The organism is Aliiroseovarius sp. B-4 (genome assembly GCF_056857795.1).
In genome coordinates, this window is sequence record NZ_JBSXNV010000035.1 from 117,904 (window position 1) to 139,024 (window position 21,121).

Genomic DNA, 21,121 nt, shown 5'->3' on the forward strand with positions numbered 1-21,121 from the left:
GTCAGTCAGCAGTCAGCAAGGGCGGGCGCTTGCGCGACCCAAGCTGACGGTTCTTCGGTTTCTCGAACCGAATATCCAGCTTGCCGTTTTTGACGCCGACTTGAACCAACCCGCCTTTGGCCAGCTTGCCAAACAGAAGTTCTTCGGCCAGCGGCTTTTTGATGTGTTCCTGAATGACACGACCCAACGGGCGGGCGCCCATCCGGTCGTCATAGCCCTTGTCGGCAATCCATTCGGCGGCGGCACGGGTCAGTTCAATACTGACACCGCGATCCAGAAGCTGGGCTTCCAGTTGCAGCACGAATTTCTCGACCACTTGCAGGATCACCTCTTTGCCCAATGGCGCGAAGCTGATCACCGCATCCAGACGGTTGCGGAATTCCGGCGTGAATGTGCGTTCGATGGCGGCGGTGTCTTCGCCTTCGCGACGGTCACGCCCGAAGCCGATGGCTGACTTGGCCTGTTCCGCGGCACCCGCGTTCGATGTCATGATCAACACCACATTGCGGAAGCTGACAGTGCGCCCGTTATGGTCGGTCAACTCGCCGTGGTCCATGACCTGCAACAGGATGTTATACACATCCGGGTGCGCTTTCTCGATCTCGTCCAGCAGCAACACGCAGTGGGGGTGCTGATCGACACCATCGGTCAAAAGACCACCTTGGTCGAACCCGACATAACCCGGAGGTGCACCGATCAGGCGTGAGACGGCGTGTTTCTCCATGTATTCCGACATGTCAAAGCGCAGCAGTTCGACACCCAGATTGTCGGCCAATTGCTTTGCCACCTCGGTCTTGCCCACTCCCGTGGGGCCGGCGAACAGGTAGTTGCCGATGGGTTTTTCGGGTTCGCGCAAGCCCGCGCGCGCCAGTTTGATGGCCGAGGCCAGCGATTCAATCGCGTTGTCCTGCCCGAACACAACCCGTTTCAGCGACTTCTCCAGATCGCGGAGTGTTTCCGCGTCATCTTTCGACACGCTTTTCGGCGGGATGCGGGCGATCTTGGCAACAACGGCCTCGATCTCCTTCACGCCAATCGTCTTGCGACGCTTGCTTTGTATCAGAAGATGCTGGGCTGCCCCGGCTTCGTCGATCACGTCGATGGCTTTATCCGGCAATTTGCGGTCGTTGACATAGCGATCTGACAACTCAACCGCGGATTTGATCGCATCCGCAGTGTATTTCACGCCGTGATGTTCTTCAAAATACGGCTTTAACCCTTTCAGGATTTTCACCGCATCATCGACGGTGGGTTCGTTCACGTCGATCTTCTGGAACCGACGGGAAAGTGCTCGGTCCTTCTCGAAATGCTGGCGGAATTCCTTATAGGTGGTCGACCCCATGCAGCGCAGCTTGCCGCCCTGTAGGGCGGGCTTCAGCAGGTTCGAGGCATCCATCGCCCCGCCCGAAGTGGCACCTGCACCGATCACGGTGTGAATCTCGTCGATAAACAAGACGGCGTCAGGGTGATCTTCCAGCTCTTTCATCACCGCTTTCAGACGCTCTTCAAAGTCACCGCGATAGCGGGTGCCTGCCAGCAATGCGCCCATATCGAGTGAATAGATCGTTGTTTTCGACAGGATCTCGGGCGTTTCGCCGCCCACGACCTTGGCGGCCAGACCCTCGGCAATCGCGGTTTTTCCGACGCCTGGATCACCCACCAGAAGCGGGTTATTCTTGCGGCGACGGCAGAGCACCTGAATGCAGCGCTCAACTTCGTGCTCGCGCCCGATCAGCGGGTCAATTTCACCCTCGCGTGCCTTGGCATTCAGATCGACGCAATACTTCGCCAGCGCACTGTCGTTTTCTTCGGCCGGTTGGGCGTCCTGCACGTCTTCTTCGAAGTCAGGCGTCCCGGAAACCGGTCGCGCTTCGCCAAAGTTCGAATCCTTGGCCACGCCGTGGGCAATGTAGTTTACAGCGTCGTAACGGGTCATGTCCTGCTCTTGCAGGAAGAAGGCGGCATTCGATTCGCGTTCGGCGAAAATGGCCACCAGCACGTTGGCGCCGGTGACTTCGGTGCGGCCCGAGCTTTGAACATGGATCGCTGCACGCTGAATCACACGTTGGAAGGCAGCGGTTGGCACGGCCTCGCTGCCTTCGACATCGGTGATCAGGGTTGTCAGTTCTTCATCGACAAACTCGACCAGCACCTTGCGCAGAATGTCCAGATCGACCGAACAGGCCTGCATTACGCGGGCGGCATCGGGTTCGTCCAGCAGCGCGAGAAGCAGGTGTTCCAGCGTTGCCAACTCGTGCTTGCGCTCATTCGCCAGCGCCAGCGCGTGGTGAATGGCTTCTTCGAGCGGTTTTGAAAAGGATGGCACGTTGAACACTCCTCGTAATTGGTGCGGGATCTGCCGCTTGACGGTTCGTCCGCCTTTACTGTCGCCTCATATCTTTAAGGTTCGGTTTTCCGACCGTCTCTTCAAGCCTTTTCTTGTCAATTTTCGCTCTCGGAGGCGTGATTGGCTGAATTTTGGGGTTAGAAACTGTCTTTGCGACGCCGGATTTCGGCGAACACCTCGGCGTCTGGGGCGGTTTCCATATGTAGGGCGGCTTTCACCTCTGACAAGTGGGCGCGTAAAAACGGGTTGGTTTCAAGCTCGTCAGACAGGCGGGACGGCACCGTGGGCTGACCGCTTGCCCGCAGGGCGGCGATGTCATCTGTGCGTCTTTTCAGAGCGCTGTTGTCCGGTTCGATCGTCGCCGCAAAAGCCGCGTTCGCGGTCGTGTATTCATGGCCCGAACAGACCAGCGTTTCAGGTGGCAGTGCCGCAAGGCGCGACAGGCTGTCCCACATCTGTTCAGCTGTACCTTCGAACAGACGGCCACATCCCATCGCCATCAGGCTGTCGCCGGTAAACACTGATCCGGCGTCGGGGACGTGAAAGGCGATATGGCCCGCTGTGTGTCCTGACACATCCATCACATGCACATCGTGCCCGGCGAAGTGAAACTGGTCGTCGTCGCCATAGGCCCGGTCCAGATCGGGCAGGCGGTGGGCGTCAGCTTTTGCGCCCACAACCTTGGCACCGGTCGCCTCGACAAGGTCAGCAACCCCCTGAACGTGGTCCCAATGGTGATGGGTCAGCCAGATTTCCGACAGTGTCCAGTCACGCGCTGCCAGCGCTGCGCTGATGGGGGCTGCTTCGGGTGCATCAATCAGCGCGGTTTGGCCAGATTTCTCGTCATGCAGCAGGAATGCGTAATTGTCGGAAAGGCAGGGTATCGTGACAAGCGTCAACATGTGATTCTCCTGTGTTCATCTCTACTCTTGCCGAAAGGTGTGGAAGGCTCAATACTACCACCATACTGGGGGTTCTGATGGCTGGTGAAAAGCCACATTCGATTGCGGAGACGCGCAACGACGGACGGTTGTCCGCGCCCTCTGCTGCGCGCAACATTTCCCCGATCCTGGACGTCATTGGACCCTATGTGCCATCCGGTGGTGTCGCGCTTGAGATTGCGTCGGGCACCGGTGAACATGCCGTCGCCTTCGCAGATGCGTTTCCCGAAACCATCTGGCAGCCCACGGATATTGATGCCGAGCGTCTGATCAGCATCGACGCGTGGCGCGCCAGGAAAGGGATCTTGAACATGCGAGTCGCGCAGGTTCTGGATGCGACCGCCCCCAGTTGGCGCACCGGCCCGTTCGAGATGGCAGTGACGGTAAACCTGATGCACCTGATCAACGCCAAGGCCGCGCAAGCTGTGGTCAATGGCGTGGCGCGCAATCTTTTGCCCGGTGGGCACTGGTTTCTTTACGGCCCTTTTCGCACGCAGGGTCTGTTCCGGTCCGATAGTGACCAGGCATTCCATGCCGCGCTGACCGAACAGAATCCCGACATCGGCTACAAGGATATCGAGGCGATTGAAGCGTGGGCGACCGAGGCTGGCCTGTCGCGCGCCGCGTTGATCGAGATGCCGGCAAACAATCTGGTGCTGGTTATGCGCCAAACACGAGAGTGAGCGATCTTTTTTCGTGATCCTGACTGGTGTCGCATTTCTTTTTGTGACTGATCCGTTAGTCTTGGCGCAGTGAAAACGGGCAGGTGACAAAAGGCCTCATGCATCTTGATGTGCAGGATCTTCGCAACTTCTATTATCGCAGCATGTTGGGACGTGCGGCGCAAAAGGCGATCCGTGACAAGGTGATAACGACGTGGCCTGCCGCCAAGGCCAAGGGGCAGACCGTGGCCGGGTTCGGCTTTGCGGTGCCTTTATTGCGACCGTATCTTTCATCTGCGCGCCGCGTGATGGGCCTGATGCCCGCCCCCCAAGGGGTTATGCCTTGGCCTGCGGGGATGCAGAATGTCTCGGTCCTGGTCGAAGATACGATGTGGCCGTTGGACACCGGTGTTGTCGACAAACTGGTGGTGATGCACGGGTTGGAAACTTCGGAGACGCCGAGCTTTCTTTTGGACGAAGCCTATCGCGTTCTCGGTCCTGGCGGTCGGGCGCTGTTCATCACGCCCAATCGTGCCGGGCTGTGGGCACGTTCAGATGCCACCCCGTTTGGCTATGGCCGCCCCTATTCGATGAGCCAGCTCGAAGCCCAGTTGGAAGAGCACGGGTTTCGTGTCGAACGCCACTTGTCGGCGCTGTATCAGCCGCCCTCTTCGAAACGTTTCTGGCTCAAGACGGGAAGTTTCTGGGAACGGGCGGGGCTGCAACTGCCGCTGGTGTTGGCGGGGGGGGTTCTGATGGTCGAGGTGTCCAAGCAAATTCCTGCCCCAAAACGGCCGGGACTGGCGCAGGCCGTGAAGCGACCTTTGAAGGTGCTTGAAGGGCTTGGCGTGCCCGAGCCAAGTGCCTCACGAGTGCAGGACGCGAGCCGCTCAGGCCCATTTCGCAGCGGCAGAATCATTCGTTTCGATCTCCGCTGATGTGGCCAGGGTCGCCCGTCCCGCAAAGACGCCACCGGAATCGGCTTTCACGGTATACAAATGTATCCAGAAAACATGTTGCCTAGTGCACACAGGCTACAACCCTTTTTTCCCTTAGGTGAAAGGGTCTGGATGAAATAAGTTCACCAGATCGGCCAAAGGGGGCGAATATGTTGGCGTTAAAACCCCGCAAGCCTGTTGCGAGGTGAGCATATCCCTGCTACATGCAGCGACGATTTAGATGACACGCTTGTACATGCGGCATCTGTAGGCCGCCCCGATTTGCTGACCGGCAGATCACAATGGGGCTAAAGACATCGGAAGGGTGGACGTGTCCGAACCAGTCGCGATCTCAACCGGCATTGCCCAGCGTTATGCCACTGCCGTCTTTGACCTGGCCAAGGAAGGCAAGAACCTGAAAGCAGTCGAGGCGGATGTTGCCGCCCTTGAAGCTGCTCTCGCCGACAGCGAAGACCTTCGCAACCTGATCAGTTCCCCTATCTATAGCCGGGACGAGCAGGGTGCCTCGATCACCGCTATCGCCAAGAAGATGAAACTTTCGTCGATGGTCGCGAACACGCTGGGGCTGATGGCCCAGAAACGGCGTTTGTTCGTGCTGCCTCAGTTCGTGGCCGCCATGCGCGCGCTGATCGCTGAGGACAAGGGCGAGGTGACCGCACAGGTGACCGCCGCCAAATCCATGACCAAGGCTCAACAAGACAAACTTGCCAACGCTTTGAAAGCCACCATTGGCAAGGATGTGAACATCAACCTGGCCGTCGATGAATCGCTCATCGGTGGTCTTGTCGTCCAAGTGGGCTCGCGCATGATCGACACGTCGATCCGAGCGAAGCTCAACGCACTTCAGAATTCCATGAAAGAGGTCGGATAATGGGTATCCAAGCAGCAGAGATTTCTGCGATCCTGAAGGACCAGATCAAGAACTTTGGCCAAGACGCCGAAGTGGCCGAAGTTGGCCGCGTGTTGTCAGTGGGTGATGGTATCGCTCGCGTATATGGTCTTGATAAGGTCCAGGCTGGTGAAATGGTCGAATTCCCCGGTGGCATCCGCGGAATGGCCCTGAACCTTGAAGCCGACAACGTTGGTGTTGTTATCTTCGGTTCGGACCGCGACATTAAAGAAGGCGACACCGTCAAGCGCACGAACTCGATCGTGGACGTGCCAATCGGTGACGAGCTTCTGGGGCGCGTTGTCGACGGTCTGGGCAACCCGATCGATGGCAAAGGTCCGATCAACGCCAAGAAACGCGGCGTGGCCGACGTGAAGGCGCCGGGCATCATCCCGCGTAAATCGGTTCACGAACCGATGGCAACCGGCCTGAAATCGGTTGATGCGATGATCCCGATCGGCCGCGGCCAGCGAGAGCTGATCATTGGCGACCGCCAAACCGGTAAAACCGCCGTGGCGCTGGACGCGATTCTGAACCAGAAATCGTATAACGACGCGGCTGGCGACGACGAAGGCAAGAAACTGTACTGCGTTTATGTTGCCATCGGTCAGAAGCGTTCGACCGTTGCACAACTGGTGAAGAAACTGGAAGAAAGCGGCGCGATCGAGTATTCGATCGTCGTGGCGGCAACCGCATCCGACCCGGCCCCCATGCAGTTCCTGGCACCTTACGCCGCGACCGCTATGGCCGAACATTTCCGCGACAACGGTCGTCACGCCCTGATCATCTATGATGACCTTTCGAAACAGGCCGTATCTTATCGCCAGATGTCACTGCTTCTGCGCCGCCCGCCGGGCCGCGAAGCCTATCCGGGTGACGTTTTCTATCTTCACTCGCGCCTTTTGGAGCGTTCGGCCAAGCTGAACGAAGACTACGGTGCCGGTTCCTTGACCGCGCTGCCGGTGATCGAAACCCAGGGTGGCGACGTGTCCGCATTTATTCCGACCAACGTGATCTCGATCACCGACGGTCAGATCTTCCTGGAAACCGAGCTGTTCTATCAGGGTATCCGTCCCGCTGTGAATACCGGTCTTTCGGTGTCGCGTGTTGGCTCCTCGGCGCAAACCAAGGCGATGTCCTCGGTTGCCGGTCCGGTGAAACTGTCGCTGGCTCAGTATCGCGAGATGGCGGCCTTTGCCCAGTTTGGCTCTGACCTTGATGCCGCAACCCAACAACTTCTGAACCGTGGTGCGCGTCTGACCGAACTGATGAAACAGCCGCAGTATTCGCCGCTGACCAACGCTGAAATCGTGTGCGTGATTTATGCAGGCACCAACGGCTATCTGGACAAGATCGCGGTCAGCGAAGTCGGTCGCTTTGAGGCAGGCCTGCTGAACCACCTGCGTCAGAACAACGCCGATCTGCTTGCCGATATCACCAACAATGACCGCAAGGTCAAAGGTGAGCTTGAGGATAAAGTCAAAGCTGCGCTGGACGCGTTCGCCGCTGACTTCGCTTAAGGGGGCGTTGAACGATGCCCAACCTTAAGGACCTCAAAAATCGGATCGAGAGTGTCAAGAACACTCGGAAGATCACGAAGGCCATGCAGATGGTGGCCGCCGCAAAACTGCGGCGGGCACAAGACGCCGCTGAGTCAGGTCGGCCCTATGCAGAACGGTTCAATGCCGTTTTGGGTGGGTTGGCTGCTGCATCGACCGGTGGGGACAGCGCGCCCAGACTGCTTGCAGGTTCGGGTTCCGATCAGGTCCACCTGCTGGTGGTCATGACGGCCGAACGCGGGCTGTGCGGTGGCTTCAACTCGTCGATCGTGAAATTGGCCCGTGCCAAGGCGGAAGATCTGCTGGCACATGGCAAGACGGTGAAGATTCTGACCGTCGGCAAGAAGGGCCGCGAACAACTGAAGCGTGAGTATGGCGATCACATGATCGGTCATGTGGATCTGTCGGGTGTGCGCAACGTCGGCTATGACAACGCGCAGGCTATTGCAAACGACCTGATCCATCGCTTCAACGAAGATGAGTTCGATGTGGCGACGATCTTCTACAACACGTTCGAAAGCGTGATCACGCAGGTTCCGACCGCGAAACAGGTTATCCCGGCCAGTTTCGACGCCCCGGAAGAGGGTGCAAGCGCGTCGACGGTTTACGACTATGAACCGTCGGAAGAAGGTATTCTGAAAACGCTGCTGCCTTCGGGCGTGGCCACTCAGGTCTTCTCGGCGCTTCTGGAGAATGCTGCGTCCGAGCAAGGTGCGCGGATGGCCGCGATGGACAACGCAACCCGCAACGCTGGCGACATGATCGAGAAGCTGACCATTCAGTATAACCGCTCGCGTCAGGCCGTGATCACCAACGAGCTTATCGAAATTATTTCGGGCGCCGAGGCGCTCTAAGAAACCGGAGAAACAACAATGGCTAACGCTAAAGGTAAGATCACCCAGGTGATTGGCGCCGTTGTGGACGTTCAATTCGGAGATGACCTTCCGGCCATTCTGAACGCCCTGACCACGGACAACAACGGCAACAAACTTGTTCTGGAGGTGGCGCAGCACCTTGGTGAAAACACCGTCCGCTGTATCGCTATGGACGCAACCGAAGGTCTGGTGCGCGGTCAGGATGTGACCGACACAGGAGCCCCGATTGCGGTGCCGGTCGGCAATGCGACCCTGGGCCGTATCCTGAACGTTATCGGCGAACCCGTTGATGAAAAGGGCCCGGTGAAGTCGAAAGACAGCCGCCCGATCCACGGTGATGCGCCCGCGTTTGACGAACAGTCGACGGAAACCGAAATTCTGACCACCGGCATCAAGGTCATCGACCTGCTGGCCCCTTATACCAAGGGTGGTAAAATTGGTCTGTTCGGCGGTGCCGGTGTTGGTAAAACCGTTCTGATCATGGAACTGATCAACAACATCGCAAAAGTGCACTCGGGTGTGTCCGTGTTTGCGGGTGTTGGCGAGCGGACCCGTGAAGGCAACGATCTGTATCACGAGATGATTGAATCGGGCGTTATCGTTCCCGACGATCTGGAAAAGTCGAAAATTGCGCTGGTTTATGGCCAGATGAACGAACCTCCCGGAGCACGTATGCGTGTGGCCCTGTCGGGTCTGACACTGGCAGAACAGTTCCGTGACGACACCGGTTCCGACGTTCTGTTCTTCGTCGATAACATCTTCCGCTTTACCCAAGCTGGTTCGGAAGTTTCGGCCCTTCTTGGCCGTATTCCTTCGGCGGTTGGTTATCAGCCGACGCTGGCCACCGACATGGGTGCCATGCAGGAACGTATTTCGTCGACCAAATCGGGGTCCATTACGTCCGTGCAGGCCGTGTATGTTCCCGCGGATGACTTGACCGACCCCGCACCCGCAACATCGTTTGCCCACCTTGACGCCACGACCGTTCTGGATCGTGCGATTTCGGAAAAAGGCATCTATCCGGCTGTGGACCCGCTGGGTTCGACCTCGCGCCTGCTTGACCCGCTGATCATCGGGGAAGAGCACTATAAGGTTGCAACCGATGTTCAGCAGGTGCTTCAGCGTTACAAGTCGCTGCAAGACATCATCGCCATCCTTGGCATGGACGAACTGTCGGAAGAAGACAAACTGACCGTAGCCCGTGCGCGCAAGATCGAACGCTTCCTGTCGCAGCCCTTCGACGTGGCGAAAGTGTTCACCGGCTCGGACGGTGTTCAGGTGCCGCTGGAAGAAACGATATCATCGTTCAAGGCCGTCGTGGCAGGCGAGTATGATCACCTGCCTGAAGGCGCCTTCTACATGGTTGGCGGTATCGACGAAGTGCTTGCCAAAGCCGAAAAAATGGCGGCTGACGCCGCTTAAGGAGGCCCACTAATGGCTGATACGATGCAATTCGACCTGGTGTCGCCCGAACGAAGCCTTGCTTCGCTTCAGGCGACGGCGGTCCAGCTGCCGGGCACCGATGGCGATATGACGGCGATGCCGAACCACGCACCGACGATCACGACGTTGCGCCCTGGTATCGTTCGCGTCGAAGCGCCGGAAGGCAATGCCGAGTTTGCCGTGACCGGGGGCTTTGCCGAAGTCACCGCAACCGGCACCTCGGTTCTGGCCGAACGCGCTGTTCCGGTGGCCGAGATGACACAAGAGCTGTTGGACGGGTTCGTTTCTGACGCCGCCGCCGCGTCGGAAAATGCGACCACCGAAAACCTGGATGAACTGGCAAAGCGTACGGTAGATATTGCCGCGATGGCCAACGAGTTGGGATTGACGGTGAAAGCCTGATCCCCGCCTTCCCCCAGGAATACGAAAGCCCCGCCCGAAATGGCGGGGCTTTTTACATTTGCACGTGCCAGGCAATAGCGTCACTGATAACCGCATGACTGCCAGCCGCACGACATCCAACCAAGCCGCCATTTGGTTCATTCTGGCCACCATCCTGCTGGATGCGGTTGGCATTGGAATTGTGTTCCCGATCATGCCGGACCTGATGCTGCGTGTCGGGGCCACCGGCACCGCTGACGGAGCGTTCTGGGGCGGGATCCTGATGGCCTCGTATGCGGCGATGCAGTTCCTGTTTGCCCCCGTGATTGGCGGAATCTCGGACAGTCTGGGGCGCCGCCCGGTTCTACTTCTGGCCTTGGTGGCATTGACGATTGACTATGTGGTGATGGCCCTTGCGACGACCTTCTGGTGGTTGCTGATCGGGCGGGTTCTGGCAGGGATCGCGGGGGCGACCTATATCACCGCTACGGCCTACTTGGCTGACATTTCAAAGCCTGATGAGCGGGCTGCGAATTTTGGGCTTATTGGCGCCACTTTCGGCATCGGCTTCGTAATGGGGCCTGCCATCGGTGGTTTCGTGGCCAGCTTGCATCTGACCGCGCCGTTCTGGCTGGCCGCCGCATTTGCCGGGTTGAACGTGCTCTTGGGTCTTTTTGTGCTGCCCGAAAGCCTTGTGCCTGAGAAACGCCGCGTCTTCCGGCGGCGCGACCTGAACCCCTTTGGCTCGATCCTTGATGCGTTCAAGCTGCCGGGGTTGGGATTGCCGCTTGTTCTGATCTTCCTGTTCGAGCTCGCCAATATGGTTTACCCGACCCTGTGGGCTTTCTGGACGCGCGAAATTTTTGGGTGGAGCGCGGCGCTGATCGGTTTAACGCTGGCGGCCTATGGTATCGCGGTCGCGGTTTCGCAGGGCGTCGTCATGCGGTTGTTGATCCCGCGTCTGGGCGAGTTTCGCACACTCATATTTTCGGTCATTTGTGCCATCGCGGCCTTTGCGATCTTCGGCATGACGGCGAGCGTATATGTAATGTTCGCCGCCATCCTGATTGCAGCGCTGGCCGATATGGCACCGCCGACCATGACCGCGATGATGGCCAATATGGTCGCCGAGGATCGCCAGGGGCTGTTGCAGGGGGTTATTGCCAGTCTCGGCTCCATCGCAGCGGTGATTGGACCAATGATGGTAACTTGGATATTCCAGATGTTTGCGGATGCTAAAGGGACGATTTACCTGCCCGGCGCACCCTTCCTGTTTTCCGGGGGCCTGGTCTTGATATTGTTTCCGTTTTTCCTGCGCCTTCGACGTTAGGCATGGCTTGCCAGTTGGGCGCGTTTGGGGTCTGCTGGCACGACGAATATTTAACGGGGCCGTCGTCGATGCGCAGGATCAAGACCCATATGGTCGGGGTGGACCAAGGCAGTATGATACTGTTTTCGGATTTCGAGCATGATGGCGAGATGTGGACCGGCAGCGGCGCACGAAAGCTTGTGACACCGGTCGGATTTTCGGAACACTTCCTAAGTCCACCATCGGTGCATGTCAGCGTGTCGATGTGGGATCTGGACAAACGCACCAACGCGCGGGCGGATATTGCAGCCGATGCGATTACGGAAACCGGCTTTCAGATCATTTTTCGCACATGGGGTGATACACGCGTCGCCCGGATGCGGGTGAATTGGACCGCCATCGGTGAGGTTCGCGGGGATGACGATTGGGACGTTTGACGGACCGTCAGCCACCAAGACCAAAGCCACCGAGGCCCTTTGTCGCGTGCAGCTATGAATACAGGTTCTCGTAAAGCGGTTCCAACGTGTCGTGGTCGAACAGCGATGACACAGATGTGCCACCCCAGATGTTCAAGGTCGCTTGCGCAAACATCGGTGCAGTTGGCACGATGCGAATGTTGGGTGTGTTTTTCACCGCATCGGTCGGCTGGATCGAATCCGTGATCACCAGCGACTTCATGACAGATTTAGATACCCGTTCGACCGCAGGGCCTGACATGACGCCGTGGGTGATATAGGCGTGCACCTCTTGTGCGCCGTTCTCGATCAGCACTTCGGCCGCTTTGCACAGAGTGCCGGCGGTGTCACAGATATCGTCGATGATGATGCAGCGTTTGCCTTCGACATTGCCGATCACCGTCATCTCGGCAATCTCACCGGCTTTTTCACGGCGCTTATCGACAATGGCCAGCGGTGCGTTGATCCGCTTGGCAAGCTCGCGGGCGCGTGCCACGCCGCCCACGTCCGGCGAGATCACCATGACTTCGTCCATGCAATCCTTGAAGTGATGTTTGACGTCCAAAGCGAAGATCGGGCTGGCGTAAAGGTTATCCACCGGGATGTCGAAGAAACCTTGAATCTGTGCTGCGTGCAGGTCCATGGTCAATACCCGTTCGATCCCCGAACCGGCGATCATGTTGGCGACCAGTTTGGCAGAAATCGGTGTGCGAGCTTTGGTGCGACGGTCCTGACGGGCATAGCCGAAATAAGGAATCACGGCGGTGACGCGCGACGCAGAAGATCGTCGCAACGTGTCCGAAATGATCAAAAGCTCCATCAGGTTGTCGTTGGCCGGATTCGAGGTCGACTGGATGATGAACATATCCTCGCCGCGCACGTTCTCAAAAACTTCGACAAAAATCTCGCCATCGTTGAATCGTTCTACGCGGGCATCGACCAAACCGACAGAGGATCCGCGATGCATCGACATGCGCTTGGCAACGGCTTCGGCAAGTGGCCGATTGGAGTTGCCCGAGATAAGTTTCGGTTCGGTGATGGATGGCATGGCAGCTGTTCCCGGCGTGGTCTGTGTGGCAGAATCGTGACGTTGACACCCCTTAACATCGGGATAGATTCCTTGGAACAGTAATGGGGCAACAAGGGCAGGAAAAATGACGCAGATCGACTATTATTTCACAGTGTTGTCGCCATGGGCCTATTTGGCCGGATCGCGGCTGGAAGATATTGCGTCGCGTCATGGGGCGCAAATCACCTATAAGCCGATTGATATCGGGCAGTTGTTCGGCCGCACGGGGGGCACCCCGCCAAAAGACCGCCACCCGTCACGGATGGAATACCGGATGCAAGAGCTGAAGCGCTGGTCCAAGGCGCTGGACATGTCGATGAACCACAGCCCGGCACACTGGCCCACAAATGGTGCGCCTGCGTCCTATGCGATCATCGCAGCGCAGTCAGCGGGTGGAGGGAACATAGGCGCACTGGTTCATGGGATCATGCGGGCCTGCTGGGCGGAAGAAAAGGATATGGCGCAGGATGATGTGATCAAGGCCTGTCTTGCCGATGCCGGGTTTGACCCAAGCCTTGCCGATAGCGGCCTTCTGGCAGGGGCAGAAGCCTATGGCCGCAACCTTGAAGACGCGGTGAGCGCGGGCGTGTTCGGCTCGCCCTTCTATGTTTGTGATGATGACGAGAGGTTCTGGGGCCAAGACAGACTGGATGCGCTGGACACGCATCTTGGTGCCAAACACGGATGACCCTTCAGACACTTGCAGGTCACAAGACCTATTGGCACCGATCTGGCAATGGGTCGCGAGCCGCATTGATGGTGCATTGCTCGCTGGCGCATTCCGGTGCGTGGCGTGGACTTGAAAGACGCCTTTCCAACGAGCTGACCATGGTGGCGCTTGATCTGCCCGGCCATGGGCGCAGCGCAGACTGGGACGGGACAGGGGATTATCAGGACAGGGCGGTCCAGATCGCAGAGGCTCTGCTTGATCAGGAAGTTCCGGGTACCGTTGATCTGATCGGACATAGTTTTGGCGGCACGATTGCCCTGCGATTGGCGCAGTGTCACCCGGACCGGGTGCGCAGCCTGGCCCTTTTTGAACCGGTTCTGTTTGCCGCTGCCAAGGATCATCCGGCCTTCGCCGAGAACCTAGCTTATATGGACGGTCCGTTCATGGCGGCCTTGCAAGCTGGCGATCGGCTAGAGGCCGCGCGCCTGTTTAACATCATGTGGGGCCGAGATGCCGCATGGCGGGCTTTGCCACTGTCGCTGCGCGAGGATATGGCGCAACGCATTCACCTGATCCCGGCTGGAAACCCCGTCACCTACCAAGACGTCCACGATCAGGCTGCCCCCGGCGCGTTGGAAAATCTCGCGATACCGGTCCTGCTGATGGAGGGCGCGCGTTCGCCTGCCCTGGTGGCGGCGGTGCATGATGTGCTGGCGGCACGCCTGCCCAATGTGAAGCGGCACATATTCGAAGGTGCAGGGCACATGGGTCCGATCACCCATCCCGAAGACGTGGGCGATGTTATATCAGGGTTTCTGTCGCAGTCAGCGCCGATCACGCTTTAGCCGCGCACAAGCTCCAAGAACCTGTCGATATTGTCTTCACGTGTTGACCAGTCGGCAACCATGCGCGCGGTCAGCACTTTGTCCGGGTCCGTGCCATCCAGCACCCCTTCCCAGATGTAGTAGGTCGCACCCGAGTCATGCAGGCGCTGGTGGCCGGCACGGGACCAGCCAGCGAAGCTCATGTTGGCGTCAGGTTCATGCAGAAAGGTCACGCCCTCGATCTGCTTCAACCCGCGCACCAGCCGTGCATTGGCCGCGTTGGCCCGCCGGGCGAGGTCCAGCCAAAGGTCATCGGTCAGATAGGCGAGCATCTGGGCGGACAGGTAACGGTGCTTTGAAAACAGATGCGCACCGCGTTTGCGTCGCAACTCAAACTCCCACGCGTGTTTCGGATCAAAGAAGACCACCGCTTCGACTCCCATGCAGCCGTTTTTGGTGCCGCCAAAACTGACCGCGTCAATCCCGGCTTTCCACGTCATTTCCGCCGGCGTGCAGCCAAGTGCGACCAGCGCGTTTGCAAACCGCGCGCCGTCCAGATGGGTGGGCAGGTTGAAAGATTTCGCGACTTTGCACAATTCGGTCAACTCGGCGACGGAATAAATCGTGCCGCGTTCGGTTACGTTTGTGATCGAGACAGGGCCGCGTTGCGGGCCATGCACGCCTCGGCCTTCTTCAGCTTCGATGGCGCGGTGCAAGGCGGGCGGGGTCATCTTGGCGTGCTCAGACGGAACCAGTGTCAGCTTTGCGCCACCCGTGTAAAATTCAGGCGCGTTGCACTCATCTTCCTGGATGTGCGCCTCGGTCGCGCAAAAGATGGTGTCCCAAGGTTGGGACAGGGTGGCCAGGCTGATCGAATTTGCCGCCGTTCCGGTGGCCACCAGATAAACCGCAGCCTCAGGGGCTTCGAATATCTCTCGAATGCGGACGCGAACCTCGTCCATCAGCGCATCGGCGCCATAGGGCATGGCATAGCCTTCATTTGCGTGGACCAGTGCAGCCATCACCAATGGATGGGCCGGACCGGAATTGTCAGAGGCGAAAAACATCAATGTGGCTCCTCGATCAGGTGGTCTTCCCATTCGTCTTCGGGCACTTCGAACTCCGGCACGGTCCAGCCCTGCACACTGCACCCGGCCTTGTGCACGCTGTCGGGGTCGTTCGAGATCAGCGGGTGCCAATCATGAAGCGGTTTCCCTTCGTGGCGCAGGCGATAGGCGCAGGAAGCGGGCATGAAATACGCGGTTTCGCCAATATTCTCGGGCGTCAGGACGATGCATTCCGGCACGAATTGCAGGCGAATATCATATTGTGAACAGCGGCAGGTGTCGCCATCCAGCAATCGGCAGGCCACGCGTGTGAACACAATTTCGCCAGTGTCTTCGTCTTCCAGCTTGTTCAGGCAGCATTTGCCGCATCCATCGCACAGCGCTTCCCATTCTGGCCCGGTCAGGCTGTCCAGTGGACGTTCCCAGAACTTCTTTCGCAATCCCTTGGTCATGCGCTTGCCTCGAAATCCGCTGCGACCCGCAACTCGCGCAAAGGGCGCACGCGCGCGATGGATTGCTGATACAACGGATGCGCCTTATAGGCAGCAAGCTGGTCTTCGTCCGCAAATTCGCCATAAACAACCACATCAGGCGATGGGCCGGGGATCGGGTCCGTCGCGAGATTCACGGCAACCTCAAGGCGCAGGCTGTGCGGGATGTCTTTCAAAAGCTCCAGCCCGGCGCGAATGGTCTCGCGATCTTCGGGGCGTTTGGCAGTAAAAAATACGATGTGGCGGATCATGTTGCGGCCTCATACCTTCGCCAGAATGTCGCGCGCGCGGGCGCAATCTGCATCCATCTGAGAGATCAGGGCATCCAGCCCATCAAACACCTGTTCGGGACGCAGATAGTCGATCAGGGCGACCGAAACCTGCTCGCCATAGATGTCGCCCTTGAAGTCGAAGAGGAAACTTTCAAGGTTGGGGCGGTTTTCGCCGAACATCGGGCGGGTGCCCATCGACGCAGCGCCGCCATAGCTTCCCTTATGCGGTCCGGTCAGAATATCGACCTCGACGACATAGACGCCGAATTTCGGCGGGTGCAGCCCGGCGATGGACATATTCGCGGTGGGATAGCCCAAATCACGCCCGCGTTGGTCGCCGCGAATTACCTCGCCTTCGATCCGGTGCCAGTGGCCCAGCATGCGCGCGGCGTCGCGTGGCCGGCCGTCGGTCAGCGCGTCGCGGATGGCGGTGGAACTCACTTCGCCAACTTCATCCGACATCAAGGGGGCGACGGTCACGCCAAATCCAAGCTGATCACCCAAGGCGACCATGTCGCTTGACTTGCCCGCGCGACCTTTGCCGAAATGGAAGTCCTCGCCTATGACCACGTGGCTCAGGGCCAGCCCATCGACGATCACGCGTTGGGCAAACTCTCCGGGGGCAAGGGCGGACAATGTATCGTTGAAACTGAGTTCATAGAGCCGCTCCACCTTCAGCTTTTCCAACCTGTGGGCGCGGGCATCCGCACTCATCAACCGGAAGGGGGGGCTTTTCGGCGCGAAATACTGGCGCGGATGTGGTTCGAATGTCATGACGCCCAGCGGGGTCTTGCTGGCCTTTGCCTGCGCACGCGCAATGTCGATCACGTATTGATGGCCAAGATGTACGCCGTCAAAATTTCCGATCGCGGCGGACGCCCCGCGATCTGTTTCTTCGACAAACTGGTAATCTCGAATGATCCGCATGTGGTGGCATTATCGCCCCGCGCGAACAGGTGCAAGCCCAGCGGCGCAGCGCGATCGGTTTTCCGGTTTGCGGAGGGGTCAGTCGAACTTGGCCGACGGCGCCAGAACCTTGGCTTCACCTTTCAGAACCGGTTTTCCATCGACAAGGCATTCGGTCTTCAGCGTCACGCGCCGCTTGGCGTGGTCAATGTCCAGCACCGTGACTTCTGCGCGCACGGTGTCGCCGGGGCGCACAGGGGCGAGAAAAGTCAGGCTTTGACCCATATAGATGGTGCCGTGGCCCGGAAGCTGTTCGCCGATCACCGCAGAAATCAGGCCTGCGGTCAGCATGCCATGAGCAATCCGCCCTTCAAAGATCGTGTCATTGGCATAGTCGTCGTCCAGATGCACCGGGTTCCGATCGGTCGAGATTTCGGCGAACATCTCGATATCCCGGTCGGTGACTTCCTTGGTGACATGTCGCGACATGCCGATTTCCAGCTCTTCAATGCAGATCGTGCCGCGCGGGAAATTGTCCAACATCAGGATCCTCCGGGTCATAAAAAGACGATTAATCGTCTGGATTGGCAATAATATTACTTTGCAGTTGCAGAAAATCAAGCGGAAATGTAATCCGGGATGATCGCATCTGTCGGGCTGGATAAATCCAACGCAAAAGAGATCAAGCCCCACCTATGTCGTGAAAGTCCTTTTTCATAAGGTCTTATTGGGTTGGATCCTAACGCAGAAACCCGATCGCATAGGTCGGCGTGACCATTTCTGCCGCGACAAACCGCCCAAGCGCATCCGCGTCCGGTTGCCGGTCTGTCTGTGTTTCGTCCCGTGCCAATCCGCCTGTGATGAACAGAGAATCAATATCTTCGCCCTGCGCGCCCTTGATATCGGTCAAGATGCCATCACCGATGGCAAGGATGCGGGAGTTATCCACCGAACGACCTTCAGCGATCATGCGGCGGCGCGCCAGATCATAGATCGGTGGGTGGGGCTTTCCGAAATAAAGGCTTTCGCCCCCCATCTCGGTGTAAAGCTGGGCGATGGCACCGGCGCACCATTCGCGGGTCTCGCCTCGATCCACCACGATATCCGGGTTGGCACAGAGCAGTTTCAGCCCGTTCTGCTTGGCCAGCAGAAGTTGCGGGCGCAGTGTGTCAGGGTGGGCAAGCGGGTCAAACGGGCCGCAGCAGACAATTCCCTCGGCGTCTTTCAATTCGACCTCTTCAATATCGACCGGGTCGTCGATGATGGCCATCGGGTCAAAAAAGGACCGGTCGTGCGCCTCGCCCATGAACCAGACCTTATTGCCCACCGCGCCCGTGAACATCGCCGCCCGCGCGCTATCGCCCGAGGTGGCAATCGTGTCCCAGCAGTCGCGCGGCACGCCGATCTGGTCCAACTGCCCCTCGACCGATGTCCGGTGCCGCGGTGCGTTGGTGACAAGAACGACAAATCCGCCGTTCGCGCGAACTTCGCGCAATGCCGCGACCGCGTCGTCAAAGGGATGCACCCCGTCGTGCACGCAGCCCCAGAGGTCCACGAAGAAGGCGTCGTAGTTGGCGGAAATCTCGCTGAGGTTTTCGATGATGCGGGTCATGGTGGGTCTCCTGCTTGAAAGGAAGATATGGCAGAGGGGGAGGGAGGTGGCTAGGGGGGAGCATACAAACGAAGTGAGGCTAAGCATGGCTTTTGTGGTCAAGCGCCATTCAGAACGCCGTTAGAAACTTGAAGTATCTACTTTTTTGGTTAGGTTCTACCCTAGATGGTTTCAAGGTTTGGTATGACGATGGAAGATGTGAAGAAAAGACTAACTAAAGCTATTGTGATTTCGATGACGCTGTTCAGCCCTACGTTGGCTTCCAGCCAGAACCTATCAGGTCCGCAAAAGAACGCGGTTCGATCCGCTGAAAGCTATCTGAGCTTTCAGGGGTTTTCGCGGCAAGGGCTAATCGAGCAATTGTCGTCAGATTATGGAGAAGGCTATGAGATCAATGACGCAACAGTCGCTGTCGATAGTCTTTCGGTCGATTGGGGCCAGCAGGCCGTAAGGGTCGCGAAAGACTATCTGAGTTTACAGGGTTTTTCGTGTAAAGGACTCATCGACCAACTTTCTTCAGACGCTGGAGAAAAGTTTACGGAAAGCCAAGCGCAGCGCGGTGCTCAGGAAGCCGGGGCGTGCTGACAACATTAGAGACTACTCATGGCACTATTGTGGACGAACTGACGCAGGCCCGCTAATGGCGCGGGCCTGTTTATAGTTTGACGCAGCCCCAGTTTACACAGCCAAGTGCGGAATTATCTGCTTCTTCCGGCTCATCACACCCGGCAGGACAACCACGTCACCGTCAACCTTCGCGCCGAAGCTCTTTTCAGCCACGGTTTTCACCAGATCGTTGGGGACCAGCAGGGTTGCTTCCTCTTTCAGGATGTCCACGACGAACAGAAGCACCTGATCGACGCCGTCCTCGGCCTCGACGGTTTTGAATGTCTCCATCAGGCTGGCCTTGCGGTTCAGCGGGATTTCCGGCGCGGTGGTTTCCAGAACGCTGACGCGGAATTTCTTGCCGGCGACTTCGTATTCTTTCGAGTCCATGCGGATCAACTCGGCGTCCGAGAACTCCGACACGTCCGACTTGGCGGCGAACATCTCGGCGGCATAGTCGGACACGTTAACGCCAAGATCAGCGGCCAGCGCGGCCACGACTTCGCGGTCGCGGTCGGTGGTGGTGGGCGAGCGGAATTCAAGCGTGTCAGACAGGATGCAGGTCAGGGCCGCCCCTTTGATGTTGTCGGGCATCTTGGCCGCGTCATCGCCCATCAGGTCATACATGATGGTCGCGGTGCAGGCGAGCGGACGGATGGTGATGTCAATCGGGCCTTTGGTTTCCAGGCCGCCGACCAGCTTGTGGTGGTCGATGATTGCCTGCACGTCTGCGCCATTGATGTTGGCAGGCAGTTCGGCCGGGTTGTTGGTGTCGACGATGACGCAGGGCTGGTCGTCAGCCACGTCCTCGATAATATCAAGCATGTCAAAGTCCCAGCGCTTCAACATGAAGGCGGCTTCGGTGTTGGGCTGGCCCAGCAATACTGGCTTGGCGTCCACGCCTCGTACCTCATTCAGATACCAGGCCCAGACCAGCGGCGAGCCGGTCGAGTCGGTGTCGGGCGATTTGTGGCCGAAAACAAGAGTGGTCATTTTGGTTTATCCGTCTTTGATTCAAAGCTGTTTGCGCGACTTATAAGAGCGAGGTAGCGGCTTGTCACGGGTTGTTCGCCCCGGCGTTTTGTCGCTAAGGTTTGCGTATGTCGAAACCTGCCGAAACCGATCTGTATGCGCCTGTGAAAGCTTGGCTGGAAGGGGTGGGTTATGAGGTGAAATCCGAGGTCGGGCCAGCGGATGTGATGGCGATCCGTGATGGCGAGCCGCCGGTGATTGTCGAACTGAAAGCCGGGTTTTCCCTGACTTTGCTGCAACAGGCTGTCGCACGGCAGGCTGTCACCGATCTGGTCTATGTGGCCGTTCCGCGCTGGTCGGGGAAACCTGGATGGCGGTCGTTCAAAGGCAATCTGGGGCTGTGTCGGCGGCTTGGGTTGGGGGTTCTGTCGGTGCGCCTGAAAGAAGGGCTGGTGCAGGTCCATGCTGATCCCGGCCCGTTTCAGCCACGAAAATCCAAGGTCAAGACGGCTCGCTTGCTGTCCGAGTTCGCCCGCCGCGATGGTGATCCCAACATGGGTGGCACAAACGGAAAGCTGGTGACGGCCTATCGGCAGGACGCCGAGAAACTGGCCGCCTGTCTTGCGAAAGAGGGGCCGATGAAAGGGGCTGCTCTTGCCAAGGCAACCGGCGTCACAACTGCGACGCGTATGATGGCAATCAATCACTATGGCTGGTTCGAGCGGGTCGAGCGCGGCATTTACGGTTTGACCGACGAAGGGCGCGCGGCGCTTCAAAATTAATCCGACTTTTTTGATCGGGATCAATTCCCA

At 58.3% G+C, this 21,121-nt stretch carries 23 protein-coding genes; 13 read left to right on the top strand and 10 right to left on the bottom strand.

The window, feature by feature from the left end; translation table 11 throughout:
• Position 1: 1 nt before the first annotated feature.
• A complete protein-coding gene (clpA, locus tag AC13C8_RS08470; protein ID WP_091432011.1) occupies positions 2-2,326 on the bottom strand; it encodes an ATP-dependent Clp protease ATP-binding subunit ClpA in 2,325 nt (774 codons plus the stop codon).
• Positions 2,327-2,484: 158 nt separating this feature from the next.
• Positions 2,485-3,249, bottom strand: coding sequence for a hydroxyacylglutathione hydrolase (gloB, locus tag AC13C8_RS08475; RefSeq protein ID WP_482847033.1), 765 nt, complete (start codon positions 3,247-3,249; stop codon positions 2,485-2,487).
• Positions 3,250-3,326: 77 nt separating this feature from the next.
• On the opposite strand from gloB, the gene AC13C8_RS08480 reads away from it, so the two are divergent.
• The 9 genes from AC13C8_RS08480 (at position 3,327) to AC13C8_RS08520 (ending at position 11,802) form a co-directional block, all read left to right on the top strand.
• Positions 3,327-3,971: a DUF938 domain-containing protein gene (locus tag AC13C8_RS08480; RefSeq protein ID WP_482847034.1), complete on the top strand. Its 645-nt coding sequence runs from the start codon at positions 3,327-3,329 to the stop codon at positions 3,969-3,971.
• A gap of 98 nt (positions 3,972-4,069) precedes the next feature.
• Complete coding sequence (locus AC13C8_RS08485) at positions 4,070-4,888, top strand: class I SAM-dependent methyltransferase (RefSeq protein ID WP_091428588.1); 819 nt, start codon at positions 4,070-4,072, stop codon at positions 4,886-4,888.
• Positions 4,889-5,213: 325 nt separating this feature from the next.
• Positions 5,214-5,780 (top strand): F0F1 ATP synthase subunit delta, encoded by a 567-nt coding sequence (locus tag AC13C8_RS08490; RefSeq protein WP_482847035.1) that lies wholly within the window; start codon positions 5,214-5,216, stop codon positions 5,778-5,780.
• Positions 5,780-7,318, top strand: coding sequence for a F0F1 ATP synthase subunit alpha (atpA, locus tag AC13C8_RS08495; protein ID WP_091428591.1), 1,539 nt, complete (start codon positions 5,780-5,782; stop codon positions 7,316-7,318). Before AC13C8_RS08490 ends, atpA begins: the two co-directional genes overlap by 1 nt.
• 14 nt (positions 7,319-7,332) lie before the next feature.
• The gene (locus tag AC13C8_RS08500) at positions 7,333-8,211 is read left to right on the top strand and encodes a F0F1 ATP synthase subunit gamma (protein ID WP_482847036.1); all 879 of its coding nucleotides are present in this window, start codon (positions 7,333-7,335) and stop codon (positions 8,209-8,211) included.
• Between the two features lie 18 nt (positions 8,212-8,229).
• Positions 8,230-9,654, top strand: a complete 1,425-nt coding sequence (atpD, locus tag AC13C8_RS08505) for a F0F1 ATP synthase subunit beta (RefSeq protein WP_091428594.1) — start codon at positions 8,230-8,232, stop codon at positions 9,652-9,654.
• 12 nt (positions 9,655-9,666) lie between these two features.
• Entirely contained in the window at positions 9,667-10,077 is a 411-nt protein-coding gene (locus AC13C8_RS08510) for a F0F1 ATP synthase subunit epsilon (RefSeq protein WP_482847037.1), read from the top strand.
• A 94-nt stretch (positions 10,078-10,171) separates the two neighbouring features.
• Positions 10,172-11,386 carry an MFS transporter gene (locus AC13C8_RS08515; RefSeq protein ID WP_482847038.1) on the top strand — a complete coding sequence of 405 codons (1,215 nt, stop codon included), beginning with the start codon at positions 10,172-10,174 and terminating at the stop codon, positions 11,384-11,386.
• A 2-nt stretch (positions 11,387-11,388) separates the two neighbouring features.
• Positions 11,389-11,802 carry an H-type lectin domain-containing protein gene (locus AC13C8_RS08520; RefSeq protein WP_482847039.1) on the top strand — a complete coding sequence of 138 codons (414 nt, stop codon included), beginning with the start codon at positions 11,389-11,391 and terminating at the stop codon, positions 11,800-11,802.
• A gap of 52 nt (positions 11,803-11,854) precedes the next feature.
• Here the strand turns inward: AC13C8_RS08520 and AC13C8_RS08525 are convergent, their stop codons facing one another.
• Positions 11,855-12,868: a ribose-phosphate pyrophosphokinase gene (locus AC13C8_RS08525; RefSeq protein ID WP_091428599.1), complete on the bottom strand. Its 1,014-nt coding sequence runs from the start codon at positions 12,866-12,868 to the stop codon at positions 11,855-11,857.
• Between the two features lie 106 nt (positions 12,869-12,974).
• Here AC13C8_RS08525 and AC13C8_RS08530 point away from each other — a divergent pair, with 106 nt between their 5' ends.
• Both AC13C8_RS08530 and AC13C8_RS08535 read left to right on the top strand, forming a co-directional pair.
• A complete protein-coding gene (locus AC13C8_RS08530; RefSeq protein WP_482847040.1) occupies positions 12,975-13,577 on the top strand; it encodes a DsbA family protein in 603 nt (200 codons plus the stop codon).
• A complete protein-coding gene (locus AC13C8_RS08535; protein WP_091428602.1) occupies positions 13,574-14,404 on the top strand; it encodes an alpha/beta fold hydrolase in 831 nt (276 codons plus the stop codon). The genes AC13C8_RS08530 and AC13C8_RS08535 overlap by 4 nt, the downstream gene beginning before the upstream one ends.
• On the opposite strand, the gene AC13C8_RS08540 is transcribed toward AC13C8_RS08535, so the two are convergent.
• The 6 genes from AC13C8_RS08540 to AC13C8_RS08565 form a co-directional block, all read right to left on the bottom strand.
• Positions 14,401-15,450 carry a threonine aldolase family protein gene (locus AC13C8_RS08540; protein WP_482847041.1) on the bottom strand — a complete coding sequence of 350 codons (1,050 nt, stop codon included), beginning with the start codon at positions 15,448-15,450 and terminating at the stop codon, positions 14,401-14,403. The genes AC13C8_RS08535 and AC13C8_RS08540 overlap by 4 nt on opposite strands.
• Positions 15,450-15,902 carry a YcgN family cysteine cluster protein gene (locus AC13C8_RS08545; protein ID WP_091428606.1) on the bottom strand — a complete coding sequence of 151 codons (453 nt, stop codon included), beginning with the start codon at positions 15,900-15,902 and terminating at the stop codon, positions 15,450-15,452. Before AC13C8_RS08545 ends, AC13C8_RS08540 begins: the two co-directional genes overlap by 1 nt.
• Positions 15,899-16,192: a Dabb family protein gene (locus AC13C8_RS08550; RefSeq protein ID WP_091428608.1), complete on the bottom strand. Its 294-nt coding sequence runs from the start codon at positions 16,190-16,192 to the stop codon at positions 15,899-15,901. Before AC13C8_RS08550 ends, AC13C8_RS08545 begins: the two co-directional genes overlap by 4 nt.
• 9 nt (positions 16,193-16,201) lie before the next feature.
• Positions 16,202-17,140 carry a bifunctional riboflavin kinase/FAD synthetase gene (locus AC13C8_RS08555; RefSeq protein WP_482847042.1) on the bottom strand — a complete coding sequence of 313 codons (939 nt, stop codon included), beginning with the start codon at positions 17,138-17,140 and terminating at the stop codon, positions 16,202-16,204.
• A 78-nt stretch (positions 17,141-17,218) separates the two neighbouring features.
• Entirely contained in the window at positions 17,219-17,662 is a 444-nt protein-coding gene (locus AC13C8_RS08560) for a MaoC family dehydratase (protein ID WP_091432015.1), read from the bottom strand.
• 196 nt (positions 17,663-17,858) lie between these two features.
• Positions 17,859-18,731, bottom strand: a complete 873-nt coding sequence (locus AC13C8_RS08565) for a TIGR01459 family HAD-type hydrolase (protein ID WP_091428611.1) — start codon at positions 18,729-18,731, stop codon at positions 17,859-17,861.
• 183 nt (positions 18,732-18,914) lie between these two features.
• On the opposite strand from AC13C8_RS08565, the gene AC13C8_RS08570 reads away from it, so the two are divergent.
• Positions 18,915-19,316 carry an Ltp family lipoprotein gene (locus AC13C8_RS08570; RefSeq protein ID WP_482847043.1) on the top strand — a complete coding sequence of 134 codons (402 nt, stop codon included), beginning with the start codon at positions 18,915-18,917 and terminating at the stop codon, positions 19,314-19,316.
• A 93-nt stretch (positions 19,317-19,409) separates the two neighbouring features.
• Here the strand turns inward: AC13C8_RS08570 and AC13C8_RS08575 are convergent, their stop codons facing one another.
• Positions 19,410-20,330 carry a manganese-dependent inorganic pyrophosphatase gene (locus tag AC13C8_RS08575; protein WP_091428614.1) on the bottom strand — a complete coding sequence of 307 codons (921 nt, stop codon included), beginning with the start codon at positions 20,328-20,330 and terminating at the stop codon, positions 19,410-19,412.
• Between the two features lie 107 nt (positions 20,331-20,437).
• Here AC13C8_RS08575 and AC13C8_RS08580 point away from each other — a divergent pair, with 107 nt between their 5' ends.
• The gene (locus AC13C8_RS08580; RefSeq protein WP_482847044.1) at positions 20,438-21,091 is read left to right on the top strand and encodes a DUF2161 domain-containing phosphodiesterase; all 654 of its coding nucleotides are present in this window, start codon (positions 20,438-20,440) and stop codon (positions 21,089-21,091) included.
• Positions 21,092-21,121: the final 30 nt, after the last annotated feature.

What these genes read in the sequence shown, in the direction of transcription:
- AC13C8_RS08550 (WP_091428608.1), bottom strand. Translation starts at nt 16,192, where the DNA reads ATGATCCGCCACATCGTATTTTTTACTGCCAAACGCCCCGAAGATCGC.
- gloB (WP_482847033.1), bottom strand. Translation starts at nt 3,249, where the DNA reads ATGTTGACGCTTGTCACGATACCCTGCCTTTCCGACAATTACGCATTC.
- AC13C8_RS08545 (WP_091428606.1), bottom strand. Translation starts at nt 15,902, where the DNA reads ATGACCAAGGGATTGCGAAAGAAGTTCTGGGAACGTCCACTGGACAGC.
- AC13C8_RS08520 (WP_482847039.1), top strand. Translation starts at nt 11,389, where the DNA reads ATGGCTTGCCAGTTGGGCGCGTTTGGGGTCTGCTGGCACGACGAATAT.
- AC13C8_RS08525 (WP_091428599.1), bottom strand. Translation starts at nt 12,868, where the DNA reads ATGCCATCCATCACCGAACCGAAACTTATCTCGGGCAACTCCAATCGG.
- AC13C8_RS08575 (WP_091428614.1), bottom strand. Translation starts at nt 20,330, where the DNA reads ATGACCACTCTTGTTTTCGGCCACAAATCGCCCGACACCGACTCGACC.
- AC13C8_RS08560 (WP_091432015.1), bottom strand. Translation starts at nt 17,662, where the DNA reads ATGTTGGACAATTTCCCGCGCGGCACGATCTGCATTGAAGAGCTGGAA.
- AC13C8_RS08485 (WP_091428588.1), top strand. Translation starts at nt 4,070, where the DNA reads ATGCATCTTGATGTGCAGGATCTTCGCAACTTCTATTATCGCAGCATG.
- AC13C8_RS08500 (WP_482847036.1), top strand. Translation starts at nt 7,333, where the DNA reads ATGCCCAACCTTAAGGACCTCAAAAATCGGATCGAGAGTGTCAAGAAC.
- AC13C8_RS08555 (WP_482847042.1), bottom strand. Translation starts at nt 17,140, where the DNA reads ATGCGGATCATTCGAGATTACCAGTTTGTCGAAGAAACAGATCGCGGG.
- AC13C8_RS08580 (WP_482847044.1), top strand. Translation starts at nt 20,438, where the DNA reads ATGTCGAAACCTGCCGAAACCGATCTGTATGCGCCTGTGAAAGCTTGG.
- atpD (WP_091428594.1), top strand. Translation starts at nt 8,230, where the DNA reads ATGGCTAACGCTAAAGGTAAGATCACCCAGGTGATTGGCGCCGTTGTG.
- AC13C8_RS08530 (WP_482847040.1), top strand. Translation starts at nt 12,975, where the DNA reads ATGACGCAGATCGACTATTATTTCACAGTGTTGTCGCCATGGGCCTAT.
- atpA (WP_091428591.1), top strand. Translation starts at nt 5,780, where the DNA reads ATGGGTATCCAAGCAGCAGAGATTTCTGCGATCCTGAAGGACCAGATC.
- AC13C8_RS08510 (WP_482847037.1), top strand. Translation starts at nt 9,667, where the DNA reads ATGGCTGATACGATGCAATTCGACCTGGTGTCGCCCGAACGAAGCCTT.
- AC13C8_RS08570 (WP_482847043.1), top strand. Translation starts at nt 18,915, where the DNA reads ATGACGATGGAAGATGTGAAGAAAAGACTAACTAAAGCTATTGTGATT.
- AC13C8_RS08480 (WP_482847034.1), top strand. Translation starts at nt 3,327, where the DNA reads ATGGCTGGTGAAAAGCCACATTCGATTGCGGAGACGCGCAACGACGGA.
- AC13C8_RS08535 (WP_091428602.1), top strand. Translation starts at nt 13,574, where the DNA reads ATGACCCTTCAGACACTTGCAGGTCACAAGACCTATTGGCACCGATCT.
- AC13C8_RS08565 (WP_091428611.1), bottom strand. Translation starts at nt 18,731, where the DNA reads ATGACCCGCATCATCGAAAACCTCAGCGAGATTTCCGCCAACTACGAC.
- AC13C8_RS08540 (WP_482847041.1), bottom strand. Translation starts at nt 15,450, where the DNA reads ATGTTTTTCGCCTCTGACAATTCCGGTCCGGCCCATCCATTGGTGATG.
- AC13C8_RS08515 (WP_482847038.1), top strand. Translation starts at nt 10,172, where the DNA reads ATGACTGCCAGCCGCACGACATCCAACCAAGCCGCCATTTGGTTCATT.